General features: G+C 68.3%; 16 protein-coding genes. 9 read left to right on the top strand and 7 right to left on the bottom strand.

Annotation, left to right across the window (positions count from 1 at the left end; all coding sequences use genetic code 11):
• Nucleotides 1-107: 107 nt before the first annotated feature.
• On the bottom strand, nucleotides 108-1,157 hold the full coding sequence (locus ACGFH6_RS41540; RefSeq protein WP_393396267.1) for a LacI family DNA-binding transcriptional regulator: 1,050 nt from the start codon (nucleotides 1,155-1,157) through the stop codon (nucleotides 108-110).
• Nucleotides 1,158-1,389: 232 nt separating this feature from the next.
• On the opposite strand from ACGFH6_RS41540, the gene ACGFH6_RS41545 reads away from it, so the two are divergent.
• On the top strand, nucleotides 1,390-2,583 hold the full coding sequence (locus ACGFH6_RS41545; RefSeq protein WP_393396269.1) for an ROK family protein: 1,194 nt from the start codon (nucleotides 1,390-1,392) through the stop codon (nucleotides 2,581-2,583).
• Here ACGFH6_RS41545 and ACGFH6_RS41550 read toward each other — a convergent pair.
• Nucleotides 2,580-3,803, bottom strand: a complete 1,224-nt coding sequence (locus ACGFH6_RS41550) for a ricin-type beta-trefoil lectin domain protein (protein WP_393396271.1) — start codon at nucleotides 3,801-3,803, stop codon at nucleotides 2,580-2,582. The genes ACGFH6_RS41545 and ACGFH6_RS41550 overlap by 4 nt on opposite strands.
• Nucleotides 3,804-4,035: 232 nt before the next feature.
• Here ACGFH6_RS41550 and ACGFH6_RS41555 point away from each other — a divergent pair, with 232 nt between their 5' ends.
• From ACGFH6_RS41555 to ACGFH6_RS41570, 4 genes are all read left to right on the top strand, one after another.
• On the top strand, nucleotides 4,036-5,934 hold the full coding sequence (locus ACGFH6_RS41555) for a ricin-type beta-trefoil lectin domain protein (RefSeq protein ID WP_393396273.1): 1,899 nt from the start codon (nucleotides 4,036-4,038) through the stop codon (nucleotides 5,932-5,934).
• A complete protein-coding gene (locus tag ACGFH6_RS41560) occupies nucleotides 5,934-7,304 on the top strand; it encodes a ricin-type beta-trefoil lectin domain protein (RefSeq protein ID WP_393396275.1) in 1,371 nt (456 codons plus the stop codon). Before ACGFH6_RS41555 ends, ACGFH6_RS41560 begins: the two co-directional genes overlap by 1 nt.
• 92 nt (nucleotides 7,305-7,396) lie before the next feature.
• Nucleotides 7,397-8,227 (top strand): MerR family transcriptional regulator, encoded by an 831-nt coding sequence (locus ACGFH6_RS41565; RefSeq protein WP_393396277.1) that lies wholly within the window; start codon nucleotides 7,397-7,399, stop codon nucleotides 8,225-8,227.
• 3 nt (nucleotides 8,228-8,230) lie between these two features.
• Nucleotides 8,231-8,581: a VOC family protein gene (locus ACGFH6_RS41570; protein WP_393396279.1), complete on the top strand. Its 351-nt coding sequence runs from the start codon at nucleotides 8,231-8,233 to the stop codon at nucleotides 8,579-8,581.
• Here the strand turns inward: ACGFH6_RS41570 and ACGFH6_RS41575 are convergent.
• On the bottom strand, nucleotides 8,578-9,348 hold the full coding sequence (locus ACGFH6_RS41575) for a hypothetical protein (RefSeq protein ID WP_393396281.1): 771 nt from the start codon (nucleotides 9,346-9,348) through the stop codon (nucleotides 8,578-8,580). The genes ACGFH6_RS41570 and ACGFH6_RS41575 overlap by 4 nt on opposite strands.
• Before the next feature lie 108 nt (nucleotides 9,349-9,456).
• Here ACGFH6_RS41575 and ACGFH6_RS41580 point away from each other — a divergent pair, with 108 nt between their 5' ends.
• Nucleotides 9,457-10,077, top strand: a complete 621-nt coding sequence (locus ACGFH6_RS41580; RefSeq protein WP_393396283.1) for a hypothetical protein — start codon at nucleotides 9,457-9,459, stop codon at nucleotides 10,075-10,077.
• Between the two features lies 1 nt (nucleotide 10,078).
• Here the strand turns inward: ACGFH6_RS41580 and ACGFH6_RS41585 are convergent, their stop codons facing one another.
• The gene (locus tag ACGFH6_RS41585) at nucleotides 10,079-10,384 is read right to left on the bottom strand and encodes an ArsR/SmtB family transcription factor (RefSeq protein ID WP_393396285.1); all 306 of its coding nucleotides are present in this window, start codon (nucleotides 10,382-10,384) and stop codon (nucleotides 10,079-10,081) included.
• Between the two features lie 26 nt (nucleotides 10,385-10,410).
• Nucleotides 10,411-10,986 (bottom strand): TetR/AcrR family transcriptional regulator, encoded by a 576-nt coding sequence (locus tag ACGFH6_RS41590; RefSeq protein ID WP_393396287.1) that lies wholly within the window; start codon nucleotides 10,984-10,986, stop codon nucleotides 10,411-10,413.
• A 33-nt stretch (nucleotides 10,987-11,019) separates the two neighbouring features.
• Between ACGFH6_RS41590 and ACGFH6_RS41595 the strand changes: the two genes are divergently transcribed.
• From ACGFH6_RS41595 to ACGFH6_RS41605, 3 genes are all read left to right on the top strand, one after another.
• Nucleotides 11,020-11,769 carry an SDR family NAD(P)-dependent oxidoreductase gene (locus tag ACGFH6_RS41595; protein WP_393396289.1) on the top strand — a complete coding sequence of 250 codons (750 nt, stop codon included), beginning with the start codon at nucleotides 11,020-11,022 and terminating at the stop codon, nucleotides 11,767-11,769.
• A 102-nt stretch (nucleotides 11,770-11,871) separates the two neighbouring features.
• Entirely contained in the window at nucleotides 11,872-12,549 is a 678-nt protein-coding gene (locus ACGFH6_RS41600; RefSeq protein WP_393396291.1) for a DedA family protein, read from the top strand.
• A gap of 57 nt (nucleotides 12,550-12,606) precedes the next feature.
• Complete coding sequence (locus ACGFH6_RS41605; protein ID WP_393396293.1) at nucleotides 12,607-13,212, top strand: NADPH-dependent FMN reductase; 606 nt, start codon at nucleotides 12,607-12,609, stop codon at nucleotides 13,210-13,212.
• Between the two features lie 155 nt (nucleotides 13,213-13,367).
• Here the strand turns inward: ACGFH6_RS41605 and ACGFH6_RS41610 are convergent, their stop codons facing one another.
• Both ACGFH6_RS41610 and ACGFH6_RS41615 read right to left on the bottom strand, forming a co-directional pair.
• On the bottom strand, nucleotides 13,368-15,854 hold the full coding sequence (locus ACGFH6_RS41610) for an ABC transporter permease (protein ID WP_393396295.1): 2,487 nt from the start codon (nucleotides 15,852-15,854) through the stop codon (nucleotides 13,368-13,370).
• Nucleotides 15,851-16,633 carry an ABC transporter ATP-binding protein gene (locus ACGFH6_RS41615; RefSeq protein ID WP_393396641.1) on the bottom strand — a complete coding sequence of 261 codons (783 nt, stop codon included), beginning with the start codon at nucleotides 16,631-16,633 and terminating at the stop codon, nucleotides 15,851-15,853. The genes ACGFH6_RS41610 and ACGFH6_RS41615 overlap by 4 nt, the downstream gene beginning before the upstream one ends.
• Between the last annotated feature and the right edge of the window lie 55 nt (nucleotides 16,634-16,688).

Consider the following 16,688-nt stretch of genomic DNA (forward strand, 5'->3'; position numbering starts at 1 on the left):
CATGGTGGCGTGGGAACGCTCTCATGGGAAGAGCTGACGCCTTAACGGATCGATATCGGGGGGTACGCCGGCGGCGGGACAGGGGCAGCTGCCCCGCCACCGGAGTCTCAGTGGGACCGGGCCCTGGGGGCGGGACTGGACGCGGTCCGCGGGGCGGCTTTCGGGGCGGTTGAGCTGCGGACGATCAGGGTCGTCGGCAGCACTTGGGGTTCGTCGGGCAGCGGGGTGCCGCCGAAGTAGCCCATCAGCATCCGGGCGGACGCCTGGCCCATCTGGCGCATCGGCTGATGCACCGTGGTCAGCGGCGGTTCGGTGTGTTCGGCGTACGGGATGTCGTCGAAGCCGATCACCGACACGTCGTTCGGCACGTTCCGCCCGGTCTCGCGGACGGCCTGGATGGCACCGCCGGCGGACAGGTCGTTGTGGGCGAAGACGGCGTCGAACTCGAGACGCTGGTCGAACGCGTGCTGGATGCCGCGGCGTCCGCTCTCGTGGGTGAAATCGCCTTCGAACACGAGTCTCGGATCGAGCTCGATACCGGCTTCGGCGTAGGTGTCGCGGAAGCCGTCCAGGCGTTCGTGGGTGCAGCCGAACCGCTCGACACCGGTGATCACCAGCGGCCGGTGCCGGCCGAGCTCCAGCAGGTGCCGGGCGGCGCACTCACCGCCGGCGTAGTTGGTGGTGGCGACGGACGGGAACTGCGGGCGCTTGGCACGGTCGTCGATCAGGACCACCGGGAGGCCGCGCGCGTGCAACTGCTCGATGTAGGTGAGGGTGCCTTCCGGCTCGATCACCAGCAGGCCGTCGAACGACTGGGCCGAGACCTGCGAGGCGAACTGGTGCATCGACTCCTCACCCCGGTTGAAGGTGAACAGCAGCAGTCCGTAGCCCTCGCTCTCGACCACGTCGACGGCGCCCTGCAGCACCTCGCCCATCCAGGGCCAGGTGAGCGAAGGGACCAGCATGCCGACGATCCGGGTCCGGCCACGGGCCAGGCCGACCGCGCGGGCGCTCGGCACGTAGCCGAGCTCGGCGATCACCTGGCGGACCCGCTCTGCGGTCCGCAGATCGAGCTCGCCCTTGCCGTTGAGCACGCGCGACACGGTGGTCTTGCTGACACCGGCACGCGCCGCGACATCGGCGATGGTGATCGACATGCTGACTCCCCTCGGGCGGTCGGGGTCCAGTCCGGGACCGGTGACGGAACCGGTTTCGGAAGCGGTTCCGTAGAGTGAAGCGGAGACGACGCGGGGTCGTCAATCACAGGGTGGTAACGAATCGCGGCTTAATTCACAACTTGGAGGAAGGCGCCTCTTCCGGGCCGCCGGTACGGCGTGATGGACTCGGGGCGAGCGGCCTGCCTGGGGCCGGACCAGGTAGGGGCAGGGCATGGACGTTCGGCGGACCACTGTGCGCGACATGCGCCGGTCCAACCGGTCGGTGATCCTCACCGGCATCTTCCGCGACGGCCCGCTCAGCCGTCAGGAGTTGAGTACCCGAACGTCGTTGAGCGCGGCCAGTGTCAGCAACCTGGTCTCCGAACTGATCGCCGAAGGCGTGGTCGAGGAGGCCGGCTCGGTCGAGTCCGAAGGCGGTCGGCCACGCGTCCTGCTGCGAGTGTCCCCGACGTTCCGGTATGTCGTCGGCGCCGAGGTCGGCGAGACCCGCGTACGGGTCGAACTGTTCGACCTCGCGATGCGAGTACTCGCCCGCGCCGACCACCCGATCCACTCGCCGACACCGGCGATGGTCGTGAAACACGTGCTGGCGGGCCTCGGTGCGGTGCTTGCCGAGGCCGGTGTCCGGCCGGAGCAGGTCCTCGGTCTCGGCGTCGCGGTGGCCGGGATCGTCGAGGGCGATGCCGTCGTGCATGCGCAGACGCTCGGGTGGGACGCCGTACCGCTCGGCGGGATGCTTGCCGAGGGCACCGATATCCCGATCCAGGTGGACAACGGCGCGAACACGCTCGGCCAGGCGGAGATGTGGTTCGGGGCCGGCCGGGGCGCGACGGACGCCGTGGTGGCGCTGGTCGGATCCGGCGTCGGCGCGGCCCTGGTCGCGGACGGGTCGAGCTACCGCGGAACGCGCAGCAGCGCGGGCGAATGGGGCCACATGACGATCGCGTACGGCGGCCGCCGGTGCCGCTGTGGTGCGCAAGGTTGCCTGGAGGCGTACGTCGGTGCGGAGGGCGTGCTCGGCCGCTACCGTGAACTCGACGGGCCGGGACTGTCCGGCGACGAGGAGACGGCGTTCGTCGGGGTCCTCGATGCGGTGAGCACCTCAGAGGCCGCGGCAACTGTCGTGACGGACACCGTCGGCTACCTCGCAGCGGGGTTCGCCAACCTGGTCAACCTGGTCAATCCCGAGCGCATCGTCCTCGGGGGCTGGGCCGGATTGCTGCTGGGGGAGCGCTATCTGCCGCAACTGCGGGAGGAAGTCGGCCGGCACGCGTTGCAGCAGCCGTACTCGCAGGTCTCGATCGTCCTGTGCGAGTTGGGCCGCGACGCCGTGGCTCTCGGCGCCGCGACCCTTCCTGTACTGCGGTTACTGCGCGACGGAGGCGTCGTACCTCCGCGCCGCTAGACCGTCCACTTCTGGTTGGCGGCGCCGGTGCAGGTCCAGGTCTGGACCGGGGTCGCGTTGGCCGAGTTGTTGCCGGTGACATCGAGGCACTTGTTGGCCTGCGGGTTCACCAGGTCGTGCGCGGCGGAGTACGTCCATTGCTGGGCGCCGGAGCCGTTGCAGGTCCAGAGCTGGACTTTGGCGCCGTCGGCAACCGATCCGGCGTTGACGTCGAGGCACTTGCCCAGGGCACGGATCGTGCCGTCGCCGGGACGGGTCCACTGCTGCGCCCCGGTCCCGTTGCAGTCGTAGAGCTGGACCGGCGTGCCGTCGGCAGTGTTGGCGGCGGCGACGTCCAGGCACTTCCCGGCCAGGCCTGTGATCCGCGAACCGCCGGAGCTGCTGCCGACGTCGGAGACGCGGACGTAGTCGACCGTCATCGTCTGCGGCATCACGGTCGAACCGTCGGGGTAGCCCGGCCAGTAGCCGCCGACCGCGACGTTCATGATCATGAAGAACGGGTGGTTGTAGACCCAGGTCTTGCCGTTCAGGTCGGCCGGCGTGCGGCGCTGGTACTGGAGGCCGTCGACGTACCAGGTGATCGAGTTCGGTTCCCAGTCGACCCGGTAGGTGTGGAACCCGTTGCGGAACGGCTGTCCGTCCGGAGAGTTGTACGCCGCGCCGATGCCGTCGGCACCGGAGTAGCCCGGGCCGTGGATCGTGCCGTGCACGATGTTCGGCTCGCGGCCGATGTTCTCCATGATGTCGATCTCACCGTCGTTCGGCCAGTTGCCGCCGCCCAGCATCCAGAACGCGGGCCAGACCCCTTGTGTGCCAGGGATCTTGATCCTGGCCTCGAAGCGGCCGTACGTCTGGGTGAAGGTCTGGGCGGTGAGCAACCGGGCCGACGTGTACTGGCACGGGCCGTAGTGACACTGGAAGCCGCCGTTCTCCTGGCGGGCCGTGATCACCAGGTTGCCCTGGCCGTCGAGCGCGGAGTTCCGGGTGCTGTTGGTGTAGTACTGCCGTTCGTCGTTGCCCCAGCCGGAGCCACCGATGTCGTAGCGCCACTTGCCGGGATCGGGGGCCTGGCCGGCCGGGCCGTCGAAGTTGTCCTCCCAGATCGTCGCCGTGGGCGCGGCGGCGGCCTGCGGACGGGCCTCGGCAGGTGCTTGGAGCAGGGTGGTGCCGACCAGAGCGGCACCGATCGCGACGAACGCAGCCATGCGGGAACGCTTCATGACGCCTCATTTCTCGCGGGGGCGGTCGGAGAAGAGATGGCCGCAGCTTGGTGTGGGAACGCTCTCACGTCAAGGCCGGGACTAAATAAAAGACATGAAAAAAGTCTCGGCATCCCGTTGACACCGGCATGCACCGATGGTTACCTCATGGTGACCACCTGTTGCGGCGCGGGCAGACGCCGACAACTCCCTGATGTCTCCAGAACCCTTCTGAACAAGGGAGAACCGCCCCATGCCCGCGAACGGGACACTTCGTCGCGCCCGCCCCAGGCGACGACGCATCCTGCCGGTGGCGCTGGCCGCAGTCTGCGTCGCCGCTACCGGACTCGGATTCGGCACCGCCCCACCCGCCCAGGCCGCCGGTGAGCAGGTCAACATCTGGCTGACCACCACCAACGACTCGGCCGGCCGCAACGTGACCCGCGGTCTGCAGCAGCAGACGCCGGTGAACTTCGGCCCGGCCGGCGGCTCGGCCAACCAGACGATCACGGTCAACGAGAACACGACGTACCAGTCGTTCGAAGGGGGTGGCGCGTCGTTCACCGACAGCGCCGCCTGGCTACTGAACAGCAGCAACACGATCTCCACGGCGACTCGCGACCAGGTGATGAAGGACCTGTTCGACCCGGTCAACGGGATCGGCCTGGCCTTCACCCGCAACCCGATGGGCGCCTCGGACCTGGCCCGCTTCAACTATTCGTACGACGACACCTGCTGCGATCTCAACGACTTCAGCATCCAGCACGACCTCGCGGACGTCGTACCGCTGACCAAGCAGGCCAGGCAGCTGAACCCGGCGCTGAAGGTGAAGGGTGCGCCCTGGAGCGCGCCGGCCTGGATGAAGGACAACAACAAGTTCACCAACCGCGGCTGGCTGAAGGCCGAGTACTACCCGATGTACGCGCAGTACTTCGTCAAGTACATCCAGCAGAACGAGGCCCAGGGCAACCACATCGACTACGTCTCGGTGCAGAACGAGCCGACCTGCTGCGGCACCGACGACACCGGCTACGCGTCGATGAACTGGAACGGCGCGGGCCTGCTGAACTTCACCAAGAACCACCTGTTCCCGGCGTTCCGGGCGGCCGGGATCACCACCAAGGTGCTGGTCCTGGACTACAACTGGGGCAACTACAACGACCTCGGTTCGGTCCCGCTGGCCGACGCCGGCCTGCGCAACGACCCGCTGTTCGGTGGCATCGCCTGGCACGGGTACGGCGGTGACGTGAACCTGCAGACGCAGATCCACAACCAGTACCCGACCGTGAACGCGTACATGACCGAGCACTCCGGCGGGACCTGGATCCCGAACCAGCAGGTCGAGGACATGAACAACCTGATCGACTACACCCGCAACTGGGACAAGTCGTGGGTGAAGTGGAGCCTCGCGCAGGACGAGAACATGCTCCCGTACGTCGGTGCCGGGTGCAACGTCTGCACCGGCCTCGTCACCGTGCACCGCAACGACAGCCAGCGCGGTCAGGTCACCAAGACCGTCGAGTACTACACGATGGGTCACCTGACCAAGTTCGTGAAGCCGGGTGCGCTGCGGATCGACTCGAGTGCCAACAACTCGGTGAAGAACGTGGCGTGGAAGAACCCGGACGGCTCGAAGGCGCTGATCGCGTTCAACACCACCGGCAGCTCGCAGTCGGTGCGGGTGAACTGGGGCAGCCAGTCCTTCGTCTACACGCTGCCGACCAAGACCTCGGCGACCTTCACCTGGTCCGGCACACAGGGTGGCGGGGGCGGCACCGGTTCCGCGATCACCGGCCTGGCCGGCAAGTGCATCGACGTCGCCGGTGCCAACTCGGCGGACGGTACGGCGGTGCAGCTCTACGACTGCAACGGTTCGAACGCGCAGCAGTGGGAGCGCCCGGGTGACGGGACGATCCGTGCCCTCGGCAAGTGCCTCGACGTGAACGCCGGCTCGGTCGCCAACGGAGCGAAGGTTCAGCTCTATTCGTGCAACGGAAGTGCCGCCCAGCAATGGACCTATACAAGTGGGAGAGATCTGGTGAATCCCCAGGCGAACAAGTGTCTTGATGTCACTGGCAACAACTCGGCGAACGCCACGCCGCTGCAGCTGTGGAGCTGCACCGGCGCCGCGAATCAGAAGTGGAACGTCTGATGCGCCGGGTAGCGGCAGTCGCCGCGGCTCTGGTGCTGGGTGCCGGCCTACTGATGTCGGCCGCGCCCGCACAGGCGGCGACCGGGACGATCACCGGCCTGGCCGGCAAGTGCGCGGACATCGCTGCGGCGAGCAGCGCGGACGGCACTCAGGTCCAGCTGTACGACTGCAACGGGACCAGTGCGCAGAGCTGGAGCCGGAACTCGAACGGGACGCTGACCGCATTGGGTAAGTGTCTGGATGTCAGCGGCGGGTCGGTTGCCAACGGCGCCAAGGTGCAGCTGTGGACCTGCAACGGCAGTGCCGCCCAGCAGTGGTCGTACACGTCTGGCCGGGACCTGGTGAACCCGCAGGCGAACAAGTGCCTCGATGTCACGGGCAACAACTCTGCCAACGGCACTCCGCTGCAACTGTGGACGTGCACCGGAGCGGCGAACCAGAAGTGGAACGTCCCGGCGGCAGACGATGGTCCGCCACCGGCGGGCGGTGCTCCGATGGCGGCAGCGCCGTACCTCTACCAGGGCTGGGGTAGTCCGCCCAGCCCGGCGACCGTGATGAACGCGACCGGTGTCAAGTGGTTCACGATGGCGTTCATCCTGTCCAACGGCTACTGCAACCCTCAATGGGACGGGAACCGGCCGCTGACGGGCGGAGTCGACCAGCAGGCGCTCAACACGATCCGGTCCAACGGTGGCGACGCCGTCGTGTCGATCGGTGGCTGGTCCGGCAACAAGCTCGGGCAGAGCTGTGGGTCGGCGAGCGAGCTGGCGGGCGCGTACCAGAAGGTGATCAACGCGCTGTCGCTGAAGGCGATCGACATCGACATCGAGGACCAGGAGATCGCCGGCGCCGCGGTGCGGCAGAAGGTGATCGACGCGCTGAAGATCGTCGAGCAGAACAACCCCGGCATCGCGACGTACCTGACCTTCGGTACGACGACGTCCGGGCCGGACGGCAACGGCCAGGACCTGATCCGGCGCGGTGCGGCCTCCGGGCTGAACCTCGACGGCTGGGTGATCATGCCGTTCGACTTCGGCGGTGGCTCGACCAACATGGGCACGCTGACCCGGCAGGCGGCTGACGGGCTGAAGAACCAGGTCAAGTCGGCGTACGGCCTGAGCGACGACGCGGCGTACCGCAAGATCGGCATCTCGTCGATGAACGGGATCACCGACGTCGCCGGTGAGCGGGTCAACCTGTCCGACTTCGAGTCGATGCTGTCGTACGCGAGCGAGCACCACCTCGCCCGGTTCACGTTCTGGTCGGTCAACCGCGACCGGCCGTGCAACGGCGGTGGCGCGGACACCTGCTCCGGCGTACCGCAGCAGGCCTGGGACTACACCAAGGTGATCGGTCGCTACCGCGGCTGATCCTTACCAACCCTGAGCCGGCGTCGCCTCGTCCCCAGGCGGCGCCGGCTTCGGTTTGACTCTCCGGTTACCGGAGGGTGGATGGTGGGGTCATGACGGCAACGGTGACGGTCGGCGAGTTCTCCCGCCTGACCCATCTGAGTGTGAAGACCCTGCATCACTACCACGAGATCGGCCTGCTCGCGCCGGCGTCGGTCGACCCGTCGTCCGGCTACCGGCGGTACGAGACGACCCAGGTCGAAGTCGCCCAGCTGATCCGGCGACTGCGCGAGCTCCGGATGCCGCTGCCGGAGGTCCGGGCGGTCGTCGACGCGGCCGACGGTGGCACCCGGGAGGAGACGCTCCGCGCGCACCTGGACCGGATGGAGCGGGAGCTCGCCCACACCCGTGACGTGGTCACCTCGCTCCGCGAGATGCTGACCCTCGAGCCGGCCGAGCTCGCCGTCGAGTACCGGTTCATCCCCGCGTTCCGCGCGTACGGCGTCTCCGGTCACGTCGAGCGGGAGGGGATCGGGCCATGGTGTGAGTTCGCGTTCGGGCGGCTCGGCGCGATCGCCGCCCGCGACGGCATCGTCGCGACGTCGGGAGCGACGTACAGCGATGAGTTCTTCACCGAGGATTCCGGTCAGGTTGTCGCGTTCCTGCCGGTCGCGCCGGACCAGGCGCCGGCCGAAGGTGTCGAACTGGTCGATCTTCCCGGCGGGTTCTTCGCGATCGCCGTCCACAGCGGGCCGTTCACCGACTTCGACCGCAGCTACGGCGCTCTCGGCAGCCATGTCGCGGAGCACTGTGAGGTCGCGCCGGGCCCGATCCGTGAGTTGTACGTCGTCGGCCCGGGGGACGGCCCCGACCCGGCGAGCTACCGCACCGAGATCTGCTGGCCGATCCGGCAGATCCCCACATCCCCTGTCACGAAAGGCTGATCCATGCCCATCGCTCTCGAGAACGTCGTCTTCGACAGCTCCGACGCCACCGCGCTCGCCACCTTCTGGGCCGGCGTGCTGTCGTCGGAGGTCGATGCCGGCGGCAACGAGTTCTTCGCCACCGTGAACAAGGCGGCGGGCGGTCCGACGCTGATGTTCCTCCAGGTCCCCGAGCCGCGCGTCGGCAAGAACCGGCTGCACCTCGACCTGGCCACTGCCGACTGGTCCGCCGAGGTCGACCGGCTGATCGCACTCGGCGCGAAGCGTCACGACGAACACGACGAGTACGGCACCCACTGGATCACGCTCGCCGATCCCGAGGGCAACGTCTTCGACCTGGCCGAGGTCCGCTAACCGGCCACGTACCGGACGCCGTCGAAGGTCGCCTGACCGGCGTCGACCTGCTCTTCCAGGAGGGCTCGCGCCTGCGCCACCGGCCACCGGAAGGCGCGGGCGAGCTCGCCTGGCGTGGTGGCGACCATGGTGTCCAGGAATCGTCCGGCGGCCAGCATGTGATCGGTGGCGCCACCGACGTCGAACTGATGACAGGTGAGCGCGATCAGCGCCGCCGGCCAGCCGGATCCGGTCTCGTGGACACCCGCGGTGGTCACCAGCAGATTGCGCTGCAGCTCGGTGATCGCCCGTTGATAGCGGCTCTTGTTGCCGATCAGGGCCCGCAGGGTGGCACTCGGCAACGGCTCGGCCGCGATCGCGTCGGCGATCTCGTGGGCCGTCGGCGACAGTTCCAGGAACAGGTGGTCGCTGGGGTCGCCCGGCGCTGGGTAGAGCGCCCTCAGCAGCTCCGGCGACAGGAAGGACCCGCGGCTGCCGAGGAAGGCGCCGTACCAGGCGAGGCCGCGCCGGGGCAGTTCGTCCTTCCAGGTCCAGACGCGCTGCTCGTTCGTGCCCATGCCGCTGCCGAACGGCTCCTCGTCCTCGCCGGCGACCGCCTCCCACAACGAGGGCACGACGGTGCGCGGCGCCGGGAAGAGCAGCGCGAAACCGACGTCGTCGACGAACTTCGCGGCCCGCTCGATCGATCCGATCCGTCGTCCGCGGACCCACCAGCGGGTGGCGCGCGCCTGGCCGAGCTCGGCGTCGGAGGTGCCGGGGATTCCCATCGGGCCAGTCAACCATCCGTCCCTTGTGCTGGTGGTGCAGGCGGAGGACTGTGGGATCAGACCGGTGGCACTGCCCGGGGTGCCGCCCTGACGGTAAGGGGGTGGAGCATGTACGCGCGTTCCACCACGATCAATGCGATGCTGATGTCGATCGACGCGGGCGTCGCACAGGTGCGCGACGACGTGATGCCCACTCTCCTGGAGATGGAGGGCTGTATCGGCCTGTCGATGATGGCCGACCGGGAGTCCGGCCGGTGCATCACCACCACCGCGTGGCGGTCGGAGCAGGCGATGCGTGCGACCGACGAAGAGTTGCGGCCGGTCCGGGAGCGGCTCGCGCGGACCCTCGGTGGCAGTCCGCAGGTTCAGGAGTGGGAGATCGCCGTACTGCATCGGGATCACCGCTCGGTCGCCGGTGCGTGCATCCGGGCGACGTGGGTGAAGGTCGACCCGGCGAAGCTGGAGCGGGCGATCGACGTCTACCGGTTGGCCTCGCTGCCGCGGCTCGAGGACCTGGCCGGGTTCTGCAGCGCCAGCCTGCTGGTCGACCGCGCGTCCGGCAGCGCCGTCTCGTCGGTGACCTATGACAGCCGGGAGGCGATGGACGCCAACGGCGAGGCCGCGGCCTCGATGCGCGCCGCCACCAGCAAGGATGCCGGCGCACAGGTGCTCGACACGGGTGAGTTCGAACTCGTCATCGCCCATCTGCGAGTCCCCGAGCTGACCTGATTCAGTCCATCCTGTCGAGGTGAGCCTCGAGGGCGTCGAGGCGGTTGTGCCACAGGTCGCGGTACGGCTCGAGCCAGGCGTCGATCTCGGCGAGCGGCGCGGGGCGGAGGCGGTACCAGCGGCGTTGTGCGTCCTGGCGGACCTCCACCAGCCCGGCGTCGCGCAGGACCTTCAGATGCTTCGACACCGCGGGCTGGCTCAGCTCCAGTTGCTCCACGAGTTCCCCGACCGGCCGCTCGCCGGTCCGCAACAGGTCGAGGATCTCCCGCCGCCGCGGTTCCGCCAGCACCTCGAACGTAGTTGCCATGTGAGGAATATACGTCGGCGGTCCACTCAGAGCGATTGCCCGAAGGTGCTGGTGAAGGCTTCGCGGAAGAGTTCGGGCAGGCTGCTCTTCCCGTCCTCGGCGGCCCAGCGGAGCAGGGCGGTGTAGGCGACACCGAGGACGGCTCCGGCGGCCGCGCGGGTCTGGAACTCGGCGGTGGGGTCGTCGGAGCCGGCGCCGATTCCGGTGACGAAGGCCTCCTGGAGGCGGTACTGGCTGTCCAGGTGGCGGGCCTGCAGGGCCGGTGTCGAGATCATCAGCCGCAGCCGGTCGAGCAGGATCTCCCGATCGTGCGTGCCGGCCAGGTCGAACGTCGCCAGCACCGTGCGGCCGATCCGGTCCGCCAGTGAGCCGGTCGCGGGAAGTTCGCTGATCGTCGCCGCGGCCAGTTGGTCGAAGTCGTCGTACAGCACGAGGTCTTCCTTGGTGGGGAAGTGCCGGTAGACCGTCATCGCGGAGACACCGGCCGCGGCGGCGACGTCGTTCACAGTCGTGGCGTCGTACCCGCGGTCGACGAACAACCTGATCGCCTGTCGCTGGATCCGGTGCCTGGTCTCGGCTCGCTGGCGGTCCCTCAGACTCATGTGGTAGATACTAACAACATGATAGTTTCTAACATGAACCAGAGGGTGGCGTTGGTGACCGGCGCCTCGCGCGGGATCGGTCGTGCGATCGCGGAGCGGCTGGCTGCGGCGGGTGCCGAGGTGGCGGTGCACTATCACCGCGACAAGGCGGGCGCTGAGGAAACGCTTGAACGGATCGGGGGTCGTGGCTTTCTGATCGGGGCTGAGCTCGGCGTCCCGGGTGATGTCGACGAGGTGTTCGGGCAGCTCTCGGACGGCTTGGCCGGCCGGTCCTTGGATGTGCTGGTCAACAACGCGGCGGCGCCTCCGGCCGGTCCGATCGAGACCGACACCGAGGCGGCGTTCGACGGACTGTTCGCCGTCAATGTCAGAGCGCCGTACTTCCTGATCCAGCGGCTGCTTCCGGTACTGCGCGATGGTGGCCGGATCATCTCGCTCTCGTCGGGTGCCACTCGCTTCGCGAACCCGATCCAGACGTCGTTCGCGATGACGAAGGGTGCGGTGGAGACGATGACCATGACGCTGGCGCATGCGCTTGGTCCCCGGAACATCACTGTCAACGCGGTGTCGCCGGGCGCGACCCGGACCGAGGCGAACGGCGCGTTCTTCGAGACCCCGGGGCTCGTCGACTTCGTCACGCAGAACACCTCACTCGGCCGGCTCGGTCGCGGCGAGGACGTCGCCGAGGTGGTCGCCTTCCTCGCCTCCGACGATGCTCGCTGGATCACCGGGCAGACCTTGGACGCCACCGGCGGGCTGTTCCTCGGGCCACGGTTCGGCTGAGCGGGGTGGGGTTTTCCCCCGGTCGGTACGGTGGAAAACCCGGCCCGGGACGGCGGTTGGCCCCAGTGTGTGGAGGGTGTTCGCGCACCTACCGTCGTCCGCATGTTCACGACGAATCAGGTGATGATGACCGCGCTGCAGGCGACCCACGAACCGACCGGAGGAGTGGCCGGCTGGGCCATCGACCTGATGGAGCGGCTCGGTGCGCCAGGTGCCGGCCTTGCGGTGGCGCTGGAGAATCTCTTTCCACCGTTGCCGAGTGAGGTCATCCTGCCGCTGGCAGGGTTCGCGGCCAGTCGCGGCGATCTCGGCTTGGTCAGCGCGATCGTGTTCACCACGCTCGGATCGATCGTCGGCGCGCTCGCCCTGTACGGCGTGGGTGCGGGGCTCGGCCGTGATCGCACCAGAGCGGTGGCGCGGAAGTTGCCGCTGGTGAAACTCGAGGACGTGGACAAGGCCGAGACCTGGTTCACCCGGCACGGGTCGAAGGCAGTGCTGATCGGTCGATTGGTGCCGGTGGTGCGCAGCCTGATCTCGGTTCCGGCCGGTGTGGAGCGGATGCCGGTGGCGTTGTTCCTGTTGCTGACCGCACTGGGGAGCCTGATCTGGAACTCGTTGCTGATCGTCGCCGGCTACCAGCTCGGTGAGCGGTGGCATGTCGTGGAGTCGTCGGTGGGCGTCTTCCAGTGGGTCGTGATCGCCGGTGCGGTCGCGGCGGTGATGTGGTTCGTGGTGGTGAAGCTCCGCGGCCGGCGTTCGGTATCTGAGAAAGTCAAGTAGAGCGCTCGACTTTGACTAGGCTCGATCCATCACCACCGAGTTCAGGAGCTGGATCAGATGCCTTCAGTCGCGTTCGAACCGCAGGTCGTTCCGGATCCACCGGTCTGGCCGCAGTCAGTCGTCACCGTGGTCGGCAACCCGAGACCGGGCTCGCGGACGGCCGCGGCCGCGGCGTCGGTTGCGGAGTTGCTCGCCTCCGAGCTCGGTACGCCGTACCGGATCGACGAACTGGTCGACCTGGTGACGTTCGCGCCGGCGATCTTCGAGCGGGAGGCGGTCGAGCGGGCGGCGTTGGAGAGTGCGATCGATCTGGTCACGTCGGCGTCGGTGCTGGTGTTGGCGACGCCTGTGTACAAGGGGAGTTACACCGGCTTGCTGAAGAGCTTCCTCGACGTACTACCTCCGCAGGCACTGGCGGGAGCGGTCGTGGTACCGGTCACTGTGTCTGCTGCGCCCAGCCACAAACTCCTCGCCGACCAGCACCTGCGCCCGGTCCTGGCCGAGCTGGGCGCCAGTGTTCCGGTCCCTGGCGTGATCCTGGAGGAACGCGATCTCGAGGACCTGCAGGTCGTCCTCTCGACTTGGATCCGCACCAACGCAGCCATCATCCAAGCCACCACCCTCGCCCTCCAACCAGTCGCCGAGCCCACACCCGACCGCTAGATCCACTCGCCAGCCACCTGAGCGAGCCTGGGGTGGTTGATCGGTGCACAACGCGGAAACAAGTTGCCCTCAGGCGGCGAAAAGTTTCCGAGCAATGGACCGGCGAGGAGCTGGCGGGCGATCCGATTCCTCTTCTGCTGACCTGGCTGGCTTGGTCAGTCGGCGTGGGTGGGTTGGGTGGGGGAGTGGCGGAGGGCGGCGGTGGCTGGGAGGAGCGTTGAGCCGAAGGTGAGTACGGCGGCGGCGCCGATGATCACCAGGAAGATCCACAGTGGTCCGGTGGGGATCGCGCTGGTAGAGACGGCGGCCGAGAACGGGAGCAAGCAGGCCATGGCGACCAGGGTGCCGAGAGTGATGCCGGCCAGGGTGACCAGCGTGCTCTCGGTGGTAAGCATGCGGAGGACTTGCATGCGGGTCGAACCGGTGAGCCGCTGCAGAGCGAACTCGCGGCGGCGTCGCAACGTGGTGGAGACCAGCGTGTTGACGACCGAGACCGCGGTGTACGCGATCAGCATGCCGACCAGCATGTAGTTGACCCACGCCTGCGTCTGCAGATCCTCGGCGTTCGCGGCGACCAGGGTGTCCCGATCGGCAACCTGTACGCCGGGATGCGCGGCAGCCACCTTCGCGAGCGCCGGCCGTACGTCGGCACCTGCTGCGGAGCGAACCAGGATCTGCCGGGTCAAACCGTCGGTGGTGTGCGCGGCGACCAGCGTGGCGGGCAGGATGATGCTCTCGTAGCCGCGCTCGGCCGCGAACGTCGCGACCACCCGCAGCTTCACCGACGTCCCGTCGCCGAGTGTCATGGTGATCTCGGAGCCGACTCCACGGTCCATCTTGCCCGCGACGTAGTCGGGCAGCGCCACGGTCGATCCGGTCAGGCCGGCAAGCGATCCGCTGGTCAACTGCACCGGCGCCGTACCGTCCTTGCCCTGGGCATCGACGCCCAGCAGCGGCGCACCGTCCTCGTCGAACGGAGCGTTGCGAGGCTCGTCGATCACGCCGGTACTGCGGACGAACGCCGAGGCACTCGCCACACCGGGAACCGCACGGACCTGGTCGACCAGGGCGGTCGACATACCGGCCTCGGAAACCAGCACGGTGTCGGCCTTCAGATCACGGGTGAAGGCCTGGGACGCCGCATCCATCTGAGTGGTCTGCATATAGAGGTTGGCGGTCGAGATGCCGACGGCAAGCATCACCGGCATGACCGCGGCCGACATCGCGACAGATCGTGCGGTGACGTTGCGGATCGCCAGCCGCCCGTTCACCCGGGTCAGCAGTTGCACTGGCCAGCGCCAGATCGCGAGCACGGCCTTGGTCCAGAAGGGCCCGAGCAAGGCGACACCGATTGCCCAGCAGAGGACGGACGGTCCGGCGGTGGCACCGGCGAGTGGACCGGTCATCACGGCTGCGGTGACGATCAGCAGCGCCAGTCCACCGCCGAGGGCCAGCAGGCCGAAGAGCAGACGGATCCAGCCGAACCACTTCCGCTGCAGCGACGCCTCGACCAGCGCCTCGACCGGCTTGATCTTCGCCGACTTGCGGGCCGCGATCAGGGCCGCACCGATGGCCGCGAGGATGGCGGCGCCCGCGCCGGCCGCGAACGGGATCATGCCCTGGGAGAACTCGATCACCGGCGACGCGACGCCGTGCGAGCCCAACTCCTCGAAGAGGAACCGGCCCAGGAAGACGCCAGGCACCACGCCGACCAGGACCGCCGGGATCGACACCAGCATGGACTCGCCAAGGATCATCCGGCGAACCTGGCCGGGCGTCGTACCGATGCCGCGCAGCAGGGCGAACTCGCGCTCGCGGTGCTGTGCCGACAGCGCCAGCGTGGACGCGACCACGAACATCATCGTCATCGCCGCGATGCCGCCGAAGGAGCCGGCGATCGAGATCAGCGCGACACGCTGCGCGTCGGTGCCGGGGTGCTCGGCCAGACCACGGTCGATACCGGTGCTCACAGTGATGCCAGCGTCGATCGCCTTGATCCGGTCCTTCACCGCGTCGACATCGGTGCCAGGAGCAAGCAGTACGCCGACGTCCGCGAACCGCGCGGGATTACCGGCCAACTCCCGGGCCTCATGATCGGAGAAGAACGCATCCCCGGCAGGACCCCGCGCCACACCGCTGACCGTGAAAGTTTCAGGATTCCCGTCGATGACGTAGGTGACCCGATCACCGACCTTCGTACCCGCTGTCGTGCTGACCACCTGACCAGCGGTCGGCGCACGACCGGAGGTCAGCTTGTACGGCGCCAGTGTTGCGGAGGACCAGTTGTGGCCTTCAGCAACCGTGAGACCACTGGATCCGATCACCGAAGCGGGGAAGGTCAGGTCGCCGATCGCGTCCGAAACCCCTTCGACAGAACGAATCTTGGAAACAAGGTCGGCCGGCACGCCGACACGCTCGGGCAACGCTGTCGCGTCCTCGGCGCCCGGCCGCAGGTGCGACTGCTTGCCGGTGACAACGATAGGGGCGGCGGCGAGACGTTCGGGGGAGACGTTGGAGCGGATCCCGGTCTCCATCAGACCGCCGCAGGCCATCACGATCGCGGTACCGAACACGACCGCCACGAAAGTGGCGATGAAGCCGCCCTTGCGGAAGCGCAGAGTGCGGACGGCCAGGCGCATCATCGGGCCACGACCTGCAGGTTGGACCGCGCACCGAGGTGGGTCATCCGGTCCGCCACGGCCTCGGCCGTCGGCGCGAACAGACTGCCGGCCAGTACGCCGTCGGCCAGGAACACGACCTGGTCGGCGTACGAGGCGGCGACCGGGTCGTGGGTGACCATCACCACCGTCTGGCCCTGCGTGCGGACGGGCTCGCGCAGCAGTTGAAGGACGTCGGCCGCGGTCTGGGTGTCCAGGGCGCCGGTCGGCTCGTCGGCGAAGATCACCGCCGGGCGGGCGACCAGCGCGCGGGCGATCGCGACGCGCTGCTGCTGACCACCGGACAGTTCGCCGGGGCGGTGCTTGTGGCGATCACCGAGGCCGACGCGGTCGAGGACCTGACGGACCGCGGCGCGGTTCGGGCGGCGGCCGTCCAGTTCCAGCGGCAGGCAGACGTTCTGCCAGACCGTCAGCGCGGGCAGCAGGTTGAACGACTGGAACACGAAGCCGATCCGGTCGCGGCGCAGCTCGGTGAGCTTGCGCTCGTTCAGGTCGGCCAGCGGCTGGCCGTCGATCAGCACGCTGCCCGACGTCGGCCGGTCGAGACCGGCGGCGCAGTGCAGGAACGTGCTCTTGCCGGAGCCGGACGGTCCCATCACCGCGGTGAAGGTGCCGCGGGCAAAGCCGATGGAGATGCCGTTGAGGGCGGTGACCGCGTTGCCGCCGCGACCGTAGACCCGTCGTACGTCCTGCAGGAGCACCGAGTGCTCGCTCGTGGCGGCCGCTTCCTGCGCGCGCCTCATCCGTCGCGTCGTCTTCGTCATGCCGTTGACGCTACGGAGCCGGGACCGGTCTCCC

This window comes from Kribbella sp. NPDC049227, assembly GCF_043197265.1.
Taxonomy (GTDB): domain Bacteria; phylum Actinomycetota; class Actinomycetes; order Propionibacteriales; family Kribbellaceae; genus Kribbella.